Source organism: Arthrobacter sp. NPDC090010 (genome assembly GCF_044748305.1).
Lineage (GTDB): Bacteria > Actinomycetota > Actinomycetes > Actinomycetales > Micrococcaceae > Arthrobacter_E.
On the sequence record NZ_JBIVFT010000003.1, the window covers coordinates 170,139 to 186,848 of the forward strand.

General features: G+C 66.6%; 15 protein-coding genes. 4 read left to right on the forward strand and 11 right to left on the reverse strand.

Features of this window, described 5'->3' with window-relative positions; translation table 11 throughout:
• Positions 1 to 222 precede the first annotated feature (222 nt).
• Together ACIPXZ_RS06215 and ACIPXZ_RS06220 are read right to left on the reverse strand one after the other, a co-directional pair.
• Complete coding sequence (locus ACIPXZ_RS06215; protein WP_400591411.1) at positions 223 to 1,029, reverse strand: SGNH/GDSL hydrolase family protein; 807 nt, start codon at positions 1,027 to 1,029, stop codon at positions 223 to 225.
• Complete coding sequence (locus tag ACIPXZ_RS06220; protein WP_400591413.1) at positions 1,022 to 1,540, reverse strand: MarR family winged helix-turn-helix transcriptional regulator; 519 nt, start codon at positions 1,538 to 1,540, stop codon at positions 1,022 to 1,024. The genes ACIPXZ_RS06215 and ACIPXZ_RS06220 overlap by 8 nt, the downstream gene beginning before the upstream one ends.
• A gap of 95 nt (positions 1,541 to 1,635) precedes the next feature.
• Here ACIPXZ_RS06220 and ACIPXZ_RS06225 point away from each other — a divergent pair, with 95 nt between their 5' ends.
• Both ACIPXZ_RS06225 and ACIPXZ_RS06230 read left to right on the forward strand, forming a co-directional pair.
• Positions 1,636 to 2,217: a hypothetical protein gene (locus tag ACIPXZ_RS06225; protein WP_400591415.1), complete on the forward strand. Its 582-nt coding sequence runs from the start codon at positions 1,636 to 1,638 to the stop codon at positions 2,215 to 2,217.
• 92 nt (positions 2,218 to 2,309) lie between these two features.
• Positions 2,310 to 2,615 (forward strand): YciI family protein, encoded by a 306-nt coding sequence (locus ACIPXZ_RS06230; protein WP_400591417.1) that lies wholly within the window; start codon positions 2,310 to 2,312, stop codon positions 2,613 to 2,615.
• 24 nt (positions 2,616 to 2,639) lie between these two features.
• Here ACIPXZ_RS06230 and ACIPXZ_RS06235 read toward each other — a convergent pair whose 3' ends face one another.
• Together ACIPXZ_RS06235 and ACIPXZ_RS06240 are read right to left on the reverse strand one after the other, a co-directional pair.
• On the reverse strand, positions 2,640 to 3,542 hold the full coding sequence (locus ACIPXZ_RS06235; protein WP_400591419.1) for an SGNH/GDSL hydrolase family protein: 903 nt from the start codon (positions 3,540 to 3,542) through the stop codon (positions 2,640 to 2,642).
• Between the two features lie 9 nt (positions 3,543 to 3,551).
• Complete coding sequence (locus ACIPXZ_RS06240) at positions 3,552 to 4,406, reverse strand: SGNH/GDSL hydrolase family protein (protein ID WP_400591420.1); 855 nt, start codon at positions 4,404 to 4,406, stop codon at positions 3,552 to 3,554.
• A gap of 606 nt (positions 4,407 to 5,012) precedes the next feature.
• Between ACIPXZ_RS06240 and ACIPXZ_RS06245 the strand changes: the two genes are divergently transcribed.
• A complete protein-coding gene (locus ACIPXZ_RS06245; protein ID WP_400591422.1) occupies positions 5,013 to 7,151 on the forward strand; it encodes an acyltransferase family protein in 2,139 nt (712 codons plus the stop codon).
• 76 nt (positions 7,152 to 7,227) lie between these two features.
• Here the strand turns inward: ACIPXZ_RS06245 and ACIPXZ_RS06250 are convergent, their stop codons facing one another.
• From ACIPXZ_RS06250 to ACIPXZ_RS06270, 5 genes are read right to left on the reverse strand one after another with little or no spacing between them, the layout of a single operon-like run.
• Entirely contained in the window at positions 7,228 to 8,343 is a 1,116-nt protein-coding gene (locus ACIPXZ_RS06250) for a siderophore-interacting protein (RefSeq protein WP_400591424.1), read from the reverse strand.
• Entirely contained in the window at positions 8,340 to 9,152 is an 813-nt protein-coding gene (locus ACIPXZ_RS06255; RefSeq protein WP_400591426.1) for an ABC transporter ATP-binding protein, read from the reverse strand. The genes ACIPXZ_RS06250 and ACIPXZ_RS06255 overlap by 4 nt, the downstream gene beginning before the upstream one ends.
• Positions 9,152 to 10,285, reverse strand: a complete 1,134-nt coding sequence (locus ACIPXZ_RS06260) for a FecCD family ABC transporter permease (RefSeq protein WP_400591428.1) — start codon at positions 10,283 to 10,285, stop codon at positions 9,152 to 9,154. The genes ACIPXZ_RS06255 and ACIPXZ_RS06260 overlap by 1 nt, the downstream gene beginning before the upstream one ends.
• Complete coding sequence (locus tag ACIPXZ_RS06265) at positions 10,282 to 11,403, reverse strand: FecCD family ABC transporter permease (protein WP_400591430.1); 1,122 nt, start codon at positions 11,401 to 11,403, stop codon at positions 10,282 to 10,284. Before ACIPXZ_RS06265 ends, ACIPXZ_RS06260 begins: the two co-directional genes overlap by 4 nt.
• 12 nt (positions 11,404 to 11,415) lie before the next feature.
• Complete coding sequence (locus ACIPXZ_RS06270) at positions 11,416 to 12,495, reverse strand: iron-siderophore ABC transporter substrate-binding protein (protein ID WP_400591432.1); 1,080 nt, start codon at positions 12,493 to 12,495, stop codon at positions 11,416 to 11,418.
• Positions 12,496 to 13,054: 559 nt separating this feature from the next.
• Between ACIPXZ_RS06270 and ACIPXZ_RS06275 the strand changes: the two genes are divergently transcribed.
• Entirely contained in the window at positions 13,055 to 13,552 is a 498-nt protein-coding gene (locus ACIPXZ_RS06275; protein WP_400591433.1) for an FBP domain-containing protein, read from the forward strand.
• A 271-nt stretch (positions 13,553 to 13,823) separates the two neighbouring features.
• Here ACIPXZ_RS06275 and ACIPXZ_RS06280 read toward each other — a convergent pair whose 3' ends face one another.
• On the reverse strand, positions 13,824 to 14,873 hold the full coding sequence (locus ACIPXZ_RS06280) for an FUSC family protein (protein WP_400591435.1): 1,050 nt from the start codon (positions 14,871 to 14,873) through the stop codon (positions 13,824 to 13,826).
• A 129-nt stretch (positions 14,874 to 15,002) separates the two neighbouring features.
• Complete coding sequence (gene rlmN, locus ACIPXZ_RS06285) at positions 15,003 to 16,181, reverse strand: 23S rRNA (adenine(2503)-C(2))-methyltransferase RlmN (RefSeq protein WP_400591934.1); 1,179 nt, start codon at positions 16,179 to 16,181, stop codon at positions 15,003 to 15,005.
• Positions 16,182 to 16,710: the final 529 nt, after the last annotated feature.

Genomic DNA, 16,710 nt, shown 5'->3' on the forward strand with positions numbered 1-16,710 from the left:
AAGCCGGAGCAATCAGGCACACTTCACACAACTGAGCGCTTATCAAGTCTAGCGACGTCCGTCAATTAAGGCGAATCGGCGCCGTTCAGGGACCGTGCTGCTCACAGGTGGGACGCCTCCGGGCTACGGCTCCTCCGGCCGAGTTCGTGGGTTCTGTCCGAGTTCGTCGGCTTAATCCACGAACTCGGACAGAACCCACGAACTCGGCCGGATCACTCAGACTCAATCTCCCAGCATGGCAGCATCCACCAGGTGCGGATAGCGCGGGCTGAGCGAATCACCGGACGAGGTCCCCGTCAGACGACGGCGGATCCACGGCAACGCGGCATCGCGGGTCCATTCCGCATTGGCTTTCAACGCATCGGCGGCCGGCAGAGGTGCGACGACGGGCAGGACAGGCGCTTGGAAAGCACCCGCCGGAGCGACAGGGGTCTGGCGTCCATTCAGGCGGTGAAACACCCGCTCAGCCATGTTCCGGTGACCGAGGGCCGACATGTGCATCCGGTCCTCACCCCAGAAGCGCCAGTCGTTGTACTCATCGAAGCGCCAGTAATCGACCACGGTGGCCCCGAAGTCCTCGGCGATGCCCCGCACCAGCTCGTTGTAGATGGCGGTACGCCCGCGCATGGCCCCGAAAACCTTTGAGGAACGCGCGTCGAAGCCGGTGAACATCAGTACCTGTGCGCCGGATTCACGGAGCCGCACCACTGCCTTGCCGTACTCGGCGAGCAGCGCGTCGATGTCGACCTTCGGACGCAGGATGTCGTTGGCCCCCGCGTAGATGGTGACCAACGTGGGGCGCAGCGCAAGCGCCGCGTCAACCTGTTCCGTCAGAATGCCTCGCAGTTTGCGCCCGCGGATCGCCAGATTCGCGTAGCCGACGACGCCGTCGCCCGCGTCCTGCGCGAGCATCAGTGCCAGCCGATCCGCCCAGCCCCGCACACCATTGGGGCGAGCGGCGTCGACGTCACCGACGCCTTCCGTGAAGGAATCCCCCAGGGCGACATATCGTGTGGTGAATTCAGGCATCGTGTTCCTCTCCGCAAGATTCCTTCAGCGCCTGGTTCTCCCGCAGGATCCAGTGCTCGCAATTCAGACGGGCGACGATTCTCTCCCCCACCCGGGCCAGATCCTCCACGTCACGCTCATCCAGGGCGTCGAAAACGAGTTCCCGGACCACCTCGACGTGTTCGGGGGCGAGGCGCACCAGGGTCGTGTAGCCGTCTTCGGTGAGGTGAGCCACCGTGACACGCGCGTCCTGGGGATGCGACTGCCGCTCCACCCAGCCCCGTCCCTGCAATTTGGTGACCACATGGGACAGCCTCGAAAGGGAGGCGGAGGTCCGGGCCGCCAGCTCACTCATCGGAAGGAACCGGCCTTCCGTCTCGGAGAGCATGGCCAGCACGTTGTAGTCGAAGAGCGAAAGCCTGCCCCGGTTGTTCAGATCGGTGTCCAGTGCCGCCGGCAGGAGCGTGCTCACGCTCACCACGGCGAGCCAAGCACGCCGCTCTGAAGGATTGAGCCACTGCACGTCCGTCATAGAGGAAATTCTAGTTCTCCTTCCGGGCGAGGTCAGCGCGGGGTTACGGAACATCGGGACAGTTAGACTCTCAGCCCATGGGGACCGGAGGACAAGTGAAGAGCTCACGCACCGTTTCGCATCTGCGGCGGCTGGGAACGACATGTCTGGTGCTTGCAATAGCGTCGGCCCTGGCGCACCTTGCCGGGCTGCTCGTGGTCATCGGGACGAACGTCCTGCCTTTCTGGACGATCAGCGGCATATTGCTGATCGCCTACCTGACGCTTCTCGTGGTCGCCTACCTGGCGGCGCGCGGCAGTACCGTCCCTCCAGTCGCTCGGAGCGTACTGGTGTTCCGCACCATCTCGATCTCTGCGCTGTGCCTCCTGTGCCTGAGCGGCGCGTTCAATGACTTCGGCGCCAGCTACAGGGTTCTCGATCCCCCGGCGGCCAACGGCTGCCGGGCCGTCGTACGAGAAGTCTCCTTCCTCTTCGCCGGCAGCGGCGAGGTGTACTCCGCCTGGCCTTTCGGAATCGCATCGCGCACGGGCTCCTGGACCGCGGATGACGGATACAAGCCGGTCGCTCATGGCTCCTACACCCTGAACTGGCACGGAAACGAAGGCGTCCTCCATCTCGTCGGAGACCACGACCCGGTATGGCCCGCACTCCAGACCGTTCGCTGCGGTCTGGTCTGATCCAGGCGCCTTACGAGCTCAGCAGTCCGTCGCATCCTGATCCGCCGGCTGGCGGCTCACCGCTGCGCGGAACGCCCGATTACCCTGGAAGCATGATCGTGGTCTCCCTCAGCTACAAGGTTTCGCTCGATGTGGTGGAATTCCACATCCCCGCCCACCTGGAATGGCTCGACGCCTGCTACAGCGAAGGTCTCTTCGTCGCATCCGGCCGCAAATCACCCCGGACCGGTGGCATCCTGCTCTCCACCGCCCCTCTCGACGAGGTGACGGCCGCGGTGCAGCGCGATCCGTTCTACGTCAATGGTGTGGCCGACTTCGACATCGAAGAATTCGTACCGAACCGGGTGGCGGAAGGCTACGAAGCGCTGCTTCCGGAATCCGGCACGACGACGGCGTAGGAGTCTCCGCCCCGAACCAGGAAGTCAGCCGACCAGAGCGTCGGCCTCATTGGCGTGGGCGGCTGCGGGTGCGGACCGTGCGAAGAACGGCCCGGACACCTCAGGGACCACCGGCTCAGGAGTCACAAGCGGAAGGCCCGTCACAGCGTCCACACGGCTGAGCCGAGGCCATCGGGCGGCGAGCGCATCGCCGCTGGAGACACCCCGGATCTTGCGGGACAGCCAGGGTGAGAAATCGCGGCGCAGCCACGCGACGTCGTCGGCGATCCGTTCCCGCAGACTCCACTCAGGAGAGTCCGATGACGTTCCGGGCTCTCCCGCCGGGCCCGTGCCGAGGCCGAGCAGTTCAAGCACCTTGTCCGCCATGTACTCGTGGCCGGCCACCGACATGTGCAGCCGGTCCGGTGCCCAGAGGGTCCGGTCCTGGAAGCGCTCGAAACACCAATAGTCGACCAGCACACAGTCCAGTTCCCGGGCGATCCGCCGGACGCGCGTGTTGTAGACGGCGTTGCGGAGCTTGAACGGCTCGAGCAAAGGGGACAGGGGAACGTTGTACCCCGTGAAGAGCAGGACCTGAGCCCCGCTCCGGCGCAGGGTCAGCACCGCCTGTTCGAGCCGGCGCAGCAGATCGTCCAGATCCAGCCGTGCCATGAGCAGATCGTTGCCGCCGGCGTACAGGCTGACCAGGGTCGGCTGCATGTCGAGCGCCTGACTCAACTGCTCCTCGACGATCCGGTCCAGACGACGCCCGCGGACGGCGAGGTTGGCGTAGCGGGTCTCCGGGTTGAGCCCGCTCAACCTCTGAGCCACCCGGTCAGCCCAGCCGCGGCAGCCGTGCGGGAAAGACGGCGCAACATCCCCGACGCCCTCCGTGAACGAATCGCCCAGCGCCACGAAACGGACCGGGCCGGTGAGTTCCAGCGTCATGAGACCTCCCTAGCCTTTCTCCGGGGATCCGGCGTGCGACGTCGCGGACTCCGCCAGCCGCCGTCGTACGAACTTGCGCAGCCCACCCTTGCGCGGCACCTTCACCGGTTCCGGGAAGCGCGGTTGCAGCGTGTCTCCGAGCGTGACCCCGCGGAGCTTGCGCCCGAACAGAGGAACCACCCAGTCATGGACCCAACGCCGCTGCTCCGCCTCCCACTCGCGCAGGCCTCGCCGTTGCATGGGTTCCCAGTTCTTCTCCTTGATGGCATGAGGAACGCCCAACTGCTCCAGGACCCGGGCTGCCAGATACTTGTGCCCCGCTTTGGACATGTGCAGCCGGTCCGAATCCCACATCCGGGGGTCGCCGTAAGCATCGAAGCACCAGTAGTCGATCAAGACCGCGTCGAACTCGGCGGCGATCTCGCGGACCCGGTGGTTGTAGAGGGTGTTGCGTTTCTTCAGCGGCTCCAGGAGGGCGGACACCTTCACGTCGTAGCCGGTGAAGAGGACTAGACGCGCACCCGTCGAGGCGAGGCGCTCCACGAGGCTCCGGTACTCCTCCATGAGACGGTCCATATCGGTGCCGAGGTCCAGGATGTCGTTGCCGCCGGCGTACAGCGTGATGAGCGAGGGGCGCATGGCCAAGGCGGGTTCCAGCTGCTCATCGATAATGTGGCGGAGCCGCTTGCTGCGGATCGCGAGGTTGGCGTACTCCCAGCCAGGCTGCGCTTTGGCCAGGCGCTCAGCCACCCGGTCCGCCCATCCCCTGACCCCGTTGGGCATGAGGGGGTGCCAATCGCCCACGCCCTCGGTGAAGGAGTCCCCCAGGGCGAGATACCTGCGCACCCCGTTCCTCTCGGTCACACTGGCAGGCTAGGCCCTCCGGGGAACGGCCATGGAACGGCTGCGGAACGAGATGGTGAACTCGCGACTTTGGTTCCAGGCATTCTCACGGCCGGTCTCGCGGTTCGCGTTGAACCCGTGAGCCCGCTGAACCCGCCCCGCCCGTGAGTTCGCTAGTTCTGTGCGAAACCGCTTCCGGAATGAGCGGTTTCGCACCGAACTAGCGGGCTCGGCGAAGCATCAACCCCTGGCGGACCTTCGTTGAACCAAGGGCGGCCGGGAAGCGCCGGACATGATTAAGGAGAACGAATTCATCGAAGAACATCATCGCGCCTCTAGACCGCGGACCTTCAGAGCGCAATCACCTGATGCCGCCGCTCGCACTTCCGAAGAATTTCTACCTGAGCAAGGCTGCCTACTCGTCGTATTCCGGCCTCCAACTGTCACTTTCTCAAAAATTTCCGGCTGGAACCCGTCTTCCAACCAGCCGTGCGATACTTTAGCAATGGCGATCGTTCAGTTCTCAAAGTTCGAGTAGATCGCAGCCGAAAACTGAAGCTTTATTGGAGCAGTTCATGACGGCGCTCGTGTGAATCATCTGACGTGCCAAGGGAAGTTGGGGAAGTCGTGCCTCGAGCCGTTCAAGTATCTGGCGGAGACAACGCGAAGCAATCGCATTTTCGGCGCGATATTCAAGGCCTCCGCGCCGTCGCCGTGCTCGTCGTGTTCTGCGATCACATGTTCGGATGGCCTACGGGTGGCTTTCTCGGCGTTGACGTTTTCTTCGTGATCTCAGGCTTCCTGATCACAGGGCTCCTGTTGCGCGAACACGAACGGACCGGGCACATCTCCTTCCGGAAGTTCTACGCAGGGCGCCTCAAGCGAATCGTCCCGTCCGCGACGGCTGTCCTGCTTTTCTCGGTCGCATTCACCTTTGTCTTCTCCACGAGACAACGTGCAGTATCGGTTTCGTGGGACGCGTTCTGGGCCTTCGTCTTCGGAGCCAACTGGAACTTCGCGGCGGCCGGCACCGACTACTTTCAGCAAGGTTCCTCGGTGTCGCCGCTGCAGCATTACTGGTCCCTCTCGGTTGAAGAGCAATTTTATTTTGTTTGGCCGTGGCTCCTGCTGGGATTGCTGGTCCTCGCAGCGCGATTCATGACAATGACCGCACGCAGAACTCGACTCATCGCCGGAGCGACCATCGGGCTCGTTTCCGTTGCGTCCTTCGGGTGGGCGCTCTTCCAGTCCACCAGCAGTCCGACCATCGCCTACTTCTCGACATTCACTCGAGGCTGGGAACTCGGCGTGGGCGCGCTGATCGCCATCGCCGCACCTGTTTTCACACGGATCCCGGCTACATTTCGGACGATTCTCGGATATGCAGGGCTGGTGGGCATTTTCGCTTCGTGTTTCATGATCACCCCGGAGTCAACCTGGCCTGCTCCATGGGCACTGCTGCCCGTCGCGGCGACCGGGATTGTGATCATCTCAGGAATAGGGGAGGCCGCACCCCGGATGGCTCCTCTCACCAACCGGGTATCTGTCTTCATCGGGGACATCTCTTACAGTCTCTACCTGTGGCACTTCCCCGTTATCGTGTTCGGCCACGCTCTGTACCCCGATGCAGGAGTGCTTGCATACATTGGATTCGTCATCGTGGGATTCGCTCTGGCGATAGGTCAGTACTACGCCCTCGAACTGCCAATCTGGAAGAGTCCTCTGTGGGGCAAATCTCAACGAGGCGCATGGATGCACTGGCGCCACGATTACAGCGAAAGCATCAAGTACGGCGCGGTGGCCTCTCTCATCACGGTGACCGCATCCGTGGTCGGAATCGCGTTCGTACCAGTTCCCGAGCCAAACTACGTGCCCACAGCTCACACGTCGATTTCGCCGAGTGATCGGCCAACCAGCACCACCCCGGCGGTTGACGCTGTCGGGGCTGCCGTGGCCACTTCGCTGGGCGCCACGACCTGGCCGTCATCTCTCACTCCCAGCATCGACACCGTCGGCAACGGCTCCAAAGCCAGCGCCTGGGTGAAAGACGGCTGTCTCGCCCTGGAACACTCAGGCGAAAGCGACCCCCAAGCCACTGCAGAACGTTGCGTCTACGGCACGCCCGGTTCCAGCGAACGGATCGCACTCATCGGCGACTCTATTGCCATCAGTTGGCTCCCGGCAATCCAGAAGGCATTCCCCAAAGCTGAGATCCACGTCATCACGATGCAGCAATGTCCATTCGCCGCCGTGTCGGTGAAGAAGGGCGATGGGACCACGTTCCCGGAATGCGATGACTACCACCGCTTCACCCAAAGCAAAGTGAAAGCGCTGTCACCGACACTCACTCTGCTCTCTCAGGCCGAGAATTCCTGGGAACGCCGCACCGGCGACACCGCAATGCCGGCCGGTTTGGACGCGACCCTCAAGGTGGTCACACAGTCATCTCGGCGTGTCGCCGTTCTGACACCCCCACCGCCCGGCCGGAGTATCACCGACTGCTACAGCACGCAGGGCCGCCCGAGTGATTGCGCGGGCAATCTCAGCAGCAAAGAACGTTCTCAGAGCATCGATGATCTGAGCTCGGCCATTGCGCAGTATCCAAAGGCACGACTCATCGACACGGCGCCCCTGTTCTGTCAGTCGGGACGCTGCACCGGAACAGCAGGTGGTTTCATCGTTCGCGCCGACACATCCCATCTGACACAAGACTATTCCGCGTATCTCGGCCCTGCGATCGGCGAACTGCTCAAGACTCAGAGTTGAGGGGCACACCGTGGCCTGAAACGGCTAGGCCATCCTCCCACTGAAACAGTGAGACGAACTCAGCCTGGGGAACGCGTCAGTCCAGGACCCTGCCGTGGCGCCAGTAACCCATGAAGGCCACCTGCTTGCGGTCCAGGCCGACGTCGCGCACCAGGTAGCGACGGACCTCCTTCACCACACCGGCCTCGCCCGCCACCCAGGCGTAGAACGGCAGGGCGCCGGACGGGGAATCCGGCACACGAGTGGCCTTGACCTCGGCGGGGTCCAGAAGCTGCGGCGTGTCCCAGAGGATCTGGGCGTCCACATCCACCTCACCGGGCTCGGTCCCCACCCCTGCTCCGGTCGCACCCCCCAAGCGTGTGTGACCGGGCAGGGGAATCGCGCGCCGGACGGCCTCCTGCAGAACCTCACCGTGCGGCCGGGACCGCCCGATCGAGGCCCCGCGGGCCAACCAGGTGATCTCGACGTCGGCCGCCGTACGGATGTCCTGGAAGTCGCCCGCCTCGGGCACCTCCAGGAAGGCGTGCCCGCTCAGGTAGGCCGGGAGGGACTCCAGGATGGCGCAGATCGCGGGAACGGCGGTCTCATCCCCGGCGAGCAGGACCCGCTGCGCCAGACCGGGCCGCCATTCGATGCCCCCATAGGTCTGGGCCGTGATGCAGTGCGCGGCACGGTTGTTCGGACCGATGATCGTCAACCGGTCCCCCACTTTCGCCTCGGCAGCCCACGACGCCGCAGGGCCGGCACCGTGGCCGGCCGGCCGGAGGCGCCCGTCGACGTCCGCTGCGGTGTCCGTGTCCGACGGCGCGCCGTCGTCGTCCACACCGTGCAGCACGAAGTCGACGTCGATCTCCGGGTAGGCGGCATCCAGCCGAGCCTGCCGCACCGAATAAGTGCGCATGAAGCCCCGGACCTCCTGCGGCAGGGCGAGCCATTGCTGGTACCAGCCCTCGTCGTGCGCATCGAACTCGGGCAGCTCAGCCCAGCCGCCGTCGATGCGGGGCGGGATGATCATCTTGATCCGGGCGTCCAGAAGTTCGCCGTGCACACCGAACTGCCGCAGGCTGTAACCCCCGAAGGTGATCCGACGGTAATTCGCGCCCACCTCCCGCACGGCGGTCACCTGGACCGGGAACGCGATGGCCATGGGCTCGACGGCGGACACTCCTGCGGCTGACGGGGTGCGGCTCATGCGTGGGCCTCCTGAGGTCGTACGCTGTGGTGCCGGCCGATCGGGACGATCAACGGGGTGCCGGACACGGGATCGGTGAGTACCTGGGATTCGAGGCCGAAGACCTCGGACACCAGCTCCTGGGTGAAGACTTCGCGGGACGGGCCCTGCGCCACGATCGCGCCTTGTTTCATGGCCACCACGTAGTGCGCGTAGCGGGCGGCGAGGTTCAGATCGTGCAGCACGATCGCCACGGTGGTTCCGCGCCGCTGGTTCAGCTCGGTGACCACGTCCAGCACCTCCACCTGGTGGGCCAGATCGAGGTAAGTGGTCGGCTCGTCCAGCAACAGCACCTCGGTCTCCTGCGCCAGGGCCATGGCGATCCAGACCCGCTGACGCTGCCCGCCGGACAGTTCGCTGACCGGGCGCTCGGCCAGTTCGAGGGTGCCGGTGACCTCGAGCGCCTCCTGCACGGCCGCCTCGTCCTCCGGGCCGGCTCCCCGGAAGAAACCCTGATGCGGATAGCGTCCGCGGCCCACCAGCTCGCGAACCGTGATCGCATCCGGCGCCAGCGGGTGCTGCGGCAGGAGACCCAATTCACGGGCCAGTTCACGGGCCGGACGGTGATGGATGTCCTTGCCGTCCAGACTGACCGCACCGCCGGCCGGCTTCAGGAGCCGGGACAGACCGCGCAGCAGAGTCGACTTTCCGCAGGCGTTGGCGCCCACGATCATGGTGATCCGCCCCTCCGGCAGGCTCAGGGACAGGTCCTCCACGATGGCCTTGTCCTGATACTGCAGGGTGATGTTCCGGGCGTCGAGCTGCGGCATCACGCCACCTTTCTTCCGGGGCGGCCCGCCGGGTTCACCAGGAGCCAGAGAAGGAACGGCGCACCGAGGGCGCCTGTCACGATGCCCACGGGCAGCACGGAACCGCCCAGAAGCATCGGCGCGACATTGGCGCCCACGAAGTCCGCCAGGACCACGATGGCCGCACCGCTCAGCGCGGCTGCGGGCAGCCCGGCTCGGGGGTCGAGTTGCCGGGCGAGCGGCAGAGCGAGGAAGGCCACGAACGCCAGCGGACCGGCTGCCGCCGTCCCGAAAGCGGCCAGCGCCACCGCGGTCAGCAGCAGGCCCATCCGCACCCGAGGGACGGAGACGCCCAGCCCGGCGGCGGCGTCGTCGCCCAGTTCGAGGATCCGCAGTGGCCTGGAGAGCCAGATGATGGCCGGGATCAGCACCAGCAGGGCCAGACCGAGCACGGTGATCCGCTCCTCAGAGGCCGGGTTGAGCGAACCGGAGACCCACAGCAGGGCGTCGGCGGCCGTCCGGATGTCCGTGCGCGCCATGAGGAACTGGACCAGCGCCTGCAGGGCCGCGCCCACGCCGATACCCGCCAGGATGAGCCGGAGACCGGCGTTGCCGCCGCCCAGGCTTCCGCGGGACAGGGTGTGGATGAGCAGAGCCACCAGCAGTGCGCCGATGAGTGCGGCTATGGAGACTGTGGCGCCGCTGGCCCCGAACAGCACGATCGCAGCGACGGCACTGGCGCTCGCCCCGGAACTCACCCCGATCACATCGGGGCTGGCCAGAGGGTTGCGCAGCATGGTCTGGAAGGTCGCGCCGGAGAGACCGAATGCGACGCCGGCCAGGGCTCCGAGGACGGCCCGCGGGATCTTGTTCTCCAGCACGATGAAGCTCGCCCCGGGGATGCCGGGCTCGCCCTGGACGTTCCTGCTGATGATGGTCACGAGGTCCGGGAACGTCACGGTGTAGCTGCCAAGCAGCACGTAGCCGAGCACGAGCAACGGGACCAGAACGGCCAGGACCAGCGTGAGAGGCCGGATCAGGGTGAGAGGCCTGAGCCGCGGACGACGGACGGCGGACGCGGTCCGCGGGTTCCGCCCGCCGGGCGCTGGAGCCGACTGGGCGGCGTCCGGCCGGCTCGTGATGGTCCGGCTCATACACCCACTCCTTTGCCCCGGCGCAGCAACGCCACGAAGACAGGAGCCCCGAGCAGGGCGGTCAGCACACCGGCCGGAACCTCCCCGGGCAGCATGACCACGCGGCCCACGACATCTGCCGCGAGCACCAGCGCCGGCGCCGCGAGCAGGCTGCCGGTCAGCAGCCAGCGGTGGTCGGGACCGGTGAAGCGGCGCAAAGCGTGAGGGACGACGAGCCCTACGAAGCCGATGGGACCGGCGATCGCCGTGGCCGCACCGCACAGCAAGACGACGGCGAACCCGGCAAGCCCGCGCGTCAGGCCGACGCGCTGCCCGAGCGCACGCGCGGCGTCGTCACCCATGGCGAGGCCGTCCAGGGGACGCGCGAGGCCCAGAGCCAGCACCGCGCCGATCAGAAGAAACGGGACCGCCGGAAGCAGCGCGTCCCAGTCCCGGGCGGCGACGCTGCCCAGCTGCCAGAAGCGGAAACGGTCCAGAGTGTCCTGCCGGGTCACGAGCGCCATGCTCATGAAGGAGAAGAGTCCGGCGGACAGCGCCGCGCCGGCCAGCGCCAGTGAGAGAGGGGTCGGCCCGCTGGAACCCTGAGCTCTGGAGGCCAGGGACGCCAGAACGTACACGAGAACCATCGCGATGGCCGCACCGAGGAAGGCCACCCACAGGTAGTCACCCACGGTCGCCAGTCCGAGGAACTGGATCCCGAACACGACCGCGCAGGCGGCCCCGGCGTTGACGCCCAGGATGCCGGGGTCCGCCAGCGGATTGCGGGTCACGCCCTGCATGACGACTCCGGAAAGACCCAGGGCCGCACCCGCGAGGACCGCCAGGACGGTGCGCGGCAGGCGGGCGAGGACCACCGCCTCGTCTCCATTGCCGCCGGCCGGGACGCTCGTTCCCGTGAGGAGGTGCCCCAGAGTTCCGAGCACCTCCTGCAGCGGGACGGCGCGAGCGCCGACGGCCAAGGAGGCGAAGACGGCGAGCAGGAGCACGACGGCGAGTGCCAGCATGAGGCCGCTGCGCCGTCGAACGCTCCCGCTCACTCGCGCGCGGGCGAGCGACAGGCGCCCGGAAGCGGCTGCTTCCGGGCCGTCGGCCCCGCGAGCGGTCTTTCGGTCCTCCATGAGGGACATGGTTTAGCTGCCGGCCTTCTTGGCCGCCGCTGCGATCTGTTCCAGGGTGGTGTCCAGGGCCCAGGGAAGGCTGAGCGGGGAGGACGCGGAGGTGGCCAGGGTGACCGTCTTGTCCTCGAAGGCCACGAAGGAACCCTTCTTGATGGCCGGGATCTGGCTGAGCAGCGGATCCTTCTTGATGGCATCGGTGGTCTTGGCGTCAGGAACCCAGGTCACGAAGACGTCGCTGGCGAGTTCATTGGCCTTCTCCGCGGACCAGGGAAGGAAGAACTCCTTGCTTCCCTTGCTCTTGTCCGCCACCACGGGCGCCAGGGTCATGCCGATTGCGGAAAGGAATCGCGGCCGGTTGTCGTTGGCGGTGTACACATTGACGCCGTCGCCCTTAGCCGGTTCCAGGTTGCCGTAGATGAAGGTCTTTCCGGCGATCTCCGGGTGCGCAGCGGCCTTGTCCTTGATCTGCTGCTCGACGTTCTTGATGAGTTCGGCGGCCTCGGATTCCTTGCCCAGCGCCTTGCCGATCATGGTGGTGGCTTCCTCCCAGGGGGTTCCCCAGGCGAGTTCCGGGTAGGCGACCACGGGGGCGATCTTGGAGAGCTTCTCGTAGTCCTCCTTGCTGAGGCCCGAGTACGCGGCAAGGATGATGTCCGGCGTGGTCTTGGCCAGCTCGGTGAAGTTGATGCCGTCCGCCTCCGAGTACATCGCCGGGGCCTTGTCGGTCCCGAACGCCGCGCCGAGCTTCTCGAGCGCCGCGTCCTTCCACGGGGAGGATCCCTTGTCGTTGCCGCCCCACTCGATCTTGGGCAGGCCGACGGGCACGACCCCCAGCGCGATCGCGACGTCGTCGTTGACCCACGCGACGGTGGCTACGCGCTGCGGCTGCTGCTTGATGACGGTCTCGCCGAAGGCGTGCTTGATGGTCACCGGGAACGCCCCGGCGGAAGGGGTGGTGGTTGCGCCGGCGGCACCACCCGCGGGGCCCGTGCTGCATGCCGCGAGAGCGACGGCGGAGAAGACCGCCGCGCCGAGGCCGGCTCCCGTTCGGAGCAGGGTACGGCGGCTGGGCTGGGGGGCGTCGGACAGCATGGGGGCTCCTCGGAAGGGTGAAAGGTGCTTAGGCAAGGCTAAGCTACTTCGACGAAAATACGTTAAGTTTTTATCACTTATTGGAGGCGGCCCGCCTATCAGACGTCATGATGTGATGAAGGACACAGTCTTCCGTCTGCCCCCGCGGCGTGTCCGCCCGCTCCGACGAACACTCCAGCCGCCACCGACCGCCCGATCAGGGGATAGACTGAAAAGGCCGGAAACGGCACTTTCACATCGCCCGGTTCTTCCGGGCCTGCAGAGGAGGCGAGCATGCGCACCATCACCGTGCACCGTGCTGCGGATCGCGGGGTGGCCATCATGGCCTGCTGCGCACCCCTGCCCTCCTCCAGCCATCACTGAACCATCGTCACGGTTCCCTCCTGTTCCTTTTGCGCCCGGATACCCGGCGCAATGGCCCTGCTTACCGGCCCAGACGGCGTCTCCGCTCCGGCGACGACGCGCACTGCGCCGGCACGCGGCGCGCATTTCCGCCGCGGCAGCGAAGGGAACGGATCCGGGCGGCGGTTCGCCTTCCTCTTCGTGAAAGTACAGAACCATGCAGCAACTCAGCGCTCAGAAAATCCGTTCCTCCTTCGTCAACGCCAGCCGTTCCGAGGTCGCCAAGCTCAACCTCCCCAAGGACTTCGACTCCTTGAACTGGGAGAACATGGAGCTCCTCGGCTGGCGCGACCCCAAGATGCCTCTGCGCGGCTATCTGGTGTTCCCGTCCGACGACGGCAAGGTCACCGCGGTCCTGCTCCGTGCCCCCGAGGCCGGTGCCCGGAAGAACCGGTCCGTGCTGTGCGAACTCTGCCGGGCGGTACATGCCAAGAACGACGTTTTCCTCTGGGTGGCCCGCCGCGCCGGACAGTCGGGACGTGATGGCAACACCGTGGGCACCCTCATCTGCGCGGACTTCGACTGCAACAGCAATGTGCGGGTCGAGCCGCCGAAGAATGAGATCAATCCCGACCCGGCCGCCGTCGTCCTGGACCGCATCGACGGCCTGAAGGACCGGACCCGCCAGTTCCTGGAGCGCGTCCAGGGCCGCTGAACGGGCTGGCCTCGCCCAGGTTCTCCGCTGACGCGCCATGGCCCAGGCCTGGCCTGTCCGTGGCCTCGCCCATCCGCCGAGTTCGTGGGTTTCGCGTGAGTTCGTGGGTTAAGTCCACGAATTCGACCGGAACACACGAACTCGGCGGGCTCAGGTGGGGGCAAGTAAGGCGGGCTCGGGTGGGGGTGGGGGCGAGGCCAGGTAAGGCGGCGGGCAAGGCTAGGCCCAGGTAAGGCGGCGGGCAAGGCCGGCCTCGGCACCAGGAGCAAGCTCAGGCCCGGCTGGCCCCTGCCAGGCGCCGGAACGCTGCCGGAGCAAGGACCACGAGCAGGCCCACGGCGGCACCGATGACGGTGTCGATGAATCGGTCGTGGAGCAACGCACCCGGCGCGACCGGTGCCACGAGCAAGGTGGAGAGCAACGCCAGCGGAGTCACACAGACCTGGGCCAGGAAGTACTGGCGGGTGATCAGCAATTCGGCACCGAACTGGCACAGGGCGATCAGGATGACCATCACCCACGGCTCCGGCCGCAAGGCGACGATGGCCCCGAGCACCGCCAGCCCCACCACGGTGCCGAACACACGCTGCAGACCCCGGGTCACGCGGTGCCGGGTGGTCTGACCCACCAGAGGCACGACGGCGGCGACCATCGCCCAGTAGTTGTGGCCGAAACCCATCGACTGGCCCACGACGGTCGCAGCGGAACCAGCGATGGCCGGCGCCACGATATAGCCGACCGACTCGATCCAGACCATTCGCCGCTCGGCCGGCGCCACCCTGATCCGCCGGACCCGGGCGAGTTCCTTCCAGCTCAGCGGCGTCCGGTGCGAGGCTCTCACCCGGGACAGCAGCCCGATGCCGAGGCACAGGGCGATGGTGAGCAGCGAGGTGAGTACGGCCTCCCAGAGCGGCGGCTGATGCGGCACCGACGCCACGGCGGCGAAGGCGAAGATGTAGAACAGGGAACCCGCGGGCCGCAGATGCTTCAGCCCTGCGATCACTGAACAGGCCCAGGCGACCACTGTCGTGGCCGCGACGCTCATCCAGGGATCCAGAACACCCCCAGGGCTCAGACGTGCCAAGAGGGTGGCCGCCAGGAGCACCGCGAACATCAACAGGCCGGCCCTGGCCTGCGTCACCAGACGCATCCGGTGCGGCTCATTGCGCCCGTAGATGCCGGTGAACGCCGAGAAGTTGGCGAAAATGGCCAGGTCCAGCCGGCCCATCACGGTCAGAATCAGCAGGGGCAGGAACAGCCCCAGAGCCACACGCGCGGCCGGGTGGTGGTCGCCTTGAGCAGGGCCGATGCTGAACAGCATCTCGCGGAAGAAAACGACGGCGGCACGGGACCTGCCAGACCCGGGCGGTCCGGTCCCGGACGACCCGCCGCGAGGCACACGAGCGCCGTCGGGCGCTCCTGTCGGGGCGCCGTCGTGCGTCACCGAGGGTTACTCCGCTGCGGCGAGCTGGCCGCAGGCGCCGTCGATCTCCTTGCCGCGGGTGTCCCGCAAGGTGGTCGGCACACCGCCGGCACGCAGCGTTTCCACGAACAGGTCCTGGATCTCCGGCTCGGAGGCCGTCCAGATGGAGCCGGGCGTCGGGTTCAGCGGGATAGGGTTCACATGGACCCAGCCACGACCACGCTGGTTGAGCTTCTTCGCCAGGAGCGCGGCGCGCCAGGCGTGGTCGTTCATGTCCTTGATGAGCGCGTACTCGATGCTCACGCGGCGGCCGGTCTTGCGGAAGTAGTCGTAGGCGGCGTCGATGGCCTCGTCCACGTTCCAGCGGTTGTTCACGGGGATCAGTTCGTCGCGGAGTTCATCGTCCGGGGCGTGCAAGGACAGGGCGAAGGTCACCGGAACGTCCTCATCCGCGAGCTTGCGGATCGCCGGGACCAGCCCGACCGTGGAGAGAGTGATGTTGCGGGCGCTCATGCCGAGGCCCTGCGGAACGGGGTCCACGAAGCGGTGCACTGCGGCCATGACGCGCTTGTAGTTGGCCAGCGGCTCGCCCATGCCCATGAAGACGATGTTGGTGACGCGCTCGTCGTCGTGTTCCTTCTCGCCCAGCGCACCCTCGGCGATGGCACGGTTGGCGGCCACCACCTGGTCCACGATCTCGGCGGTGGACATGTTGCGCGTCAGGCCTGCCTGGCCCGTGGCGCAGAACGGACAGTTCATGCCGCAGCCGGCCTGGGAGGAGACGCAGAGCGTGATGCGGCCGGGGTACCGCATCAGCACGGACTCGACCAAGGCGCCGTCGAACAGGCGCCAGAGGAACTTGATGGTGTTGCCGTCATCCGTGCGCAAGCGGCGGACCTCGGTGAGGAGCGGCGGGAACAGGGATTCCACGAGTTCTTCGCGGCCTACCTTGGGGAGGTCGCTCATCTGCTCGGGGTCCGTGGTCCAGTGCTGGAAGTAGTGCGTGGAGAGCTGCTTGGCGCGGAACGCGGGCAGGCCGCGCTCCTTGAGCTTCTCGGCGCGCTCGTCCAGGGACAGGTCCGCGAAATGCTGAGGGGGCTGCTTCACGCGCGGCGAGGCGAACTGCAGGACCGGGCGGCCTTCGGTGGTGCGGGCCTGCTCCCAGCCTTCCGCTGCCGGGCGGACCTGGGGCCGGTTCTCCTCCATGGCAACCTTGGCGACGGCCTCGCCGTGGGCGGAACCGGCCGTCTTTTCGCGCACGACGACGCCGCGCTGCGGACGCACGGACGCGTTCCCGTTGCTGGGGGACTCGGAGCTGGGGTTACGAGGAGAGGAAGCCATCACCTTCCATTGTCCCACGGCTGTCCAACGGACCGACAGCAGCCCAGAAAACCGAGCGGATCGAGCCCGTCAAAGCGCGAGCCCCATCGAACGGCGTGATCCGGCCCGTCCGGCGCACCCGAGTCTGGTCCATCCAGGCCACGCCCACCCCGGCCAGGCCCACCCCGGCCGAGTTCGTGGGTTCCGGCTGAGTTCGTGGATAAGACCCACGAACTCAGCCGGAACCCACGAACTCGCGGGCCCGCGCAAGCCACTGTTTCGGCAGGACGGACCGGGCTGGGACAGGACCGAAGCGGGGATGGGACCGAGACGAGGCCAGGCGGGGAGAGGCAGAGCCGGGCTGGCAGAGCCAGGCGGGGAGGGGCAGAGCCGGGCTGGGAGGGGCAGGGCCGGG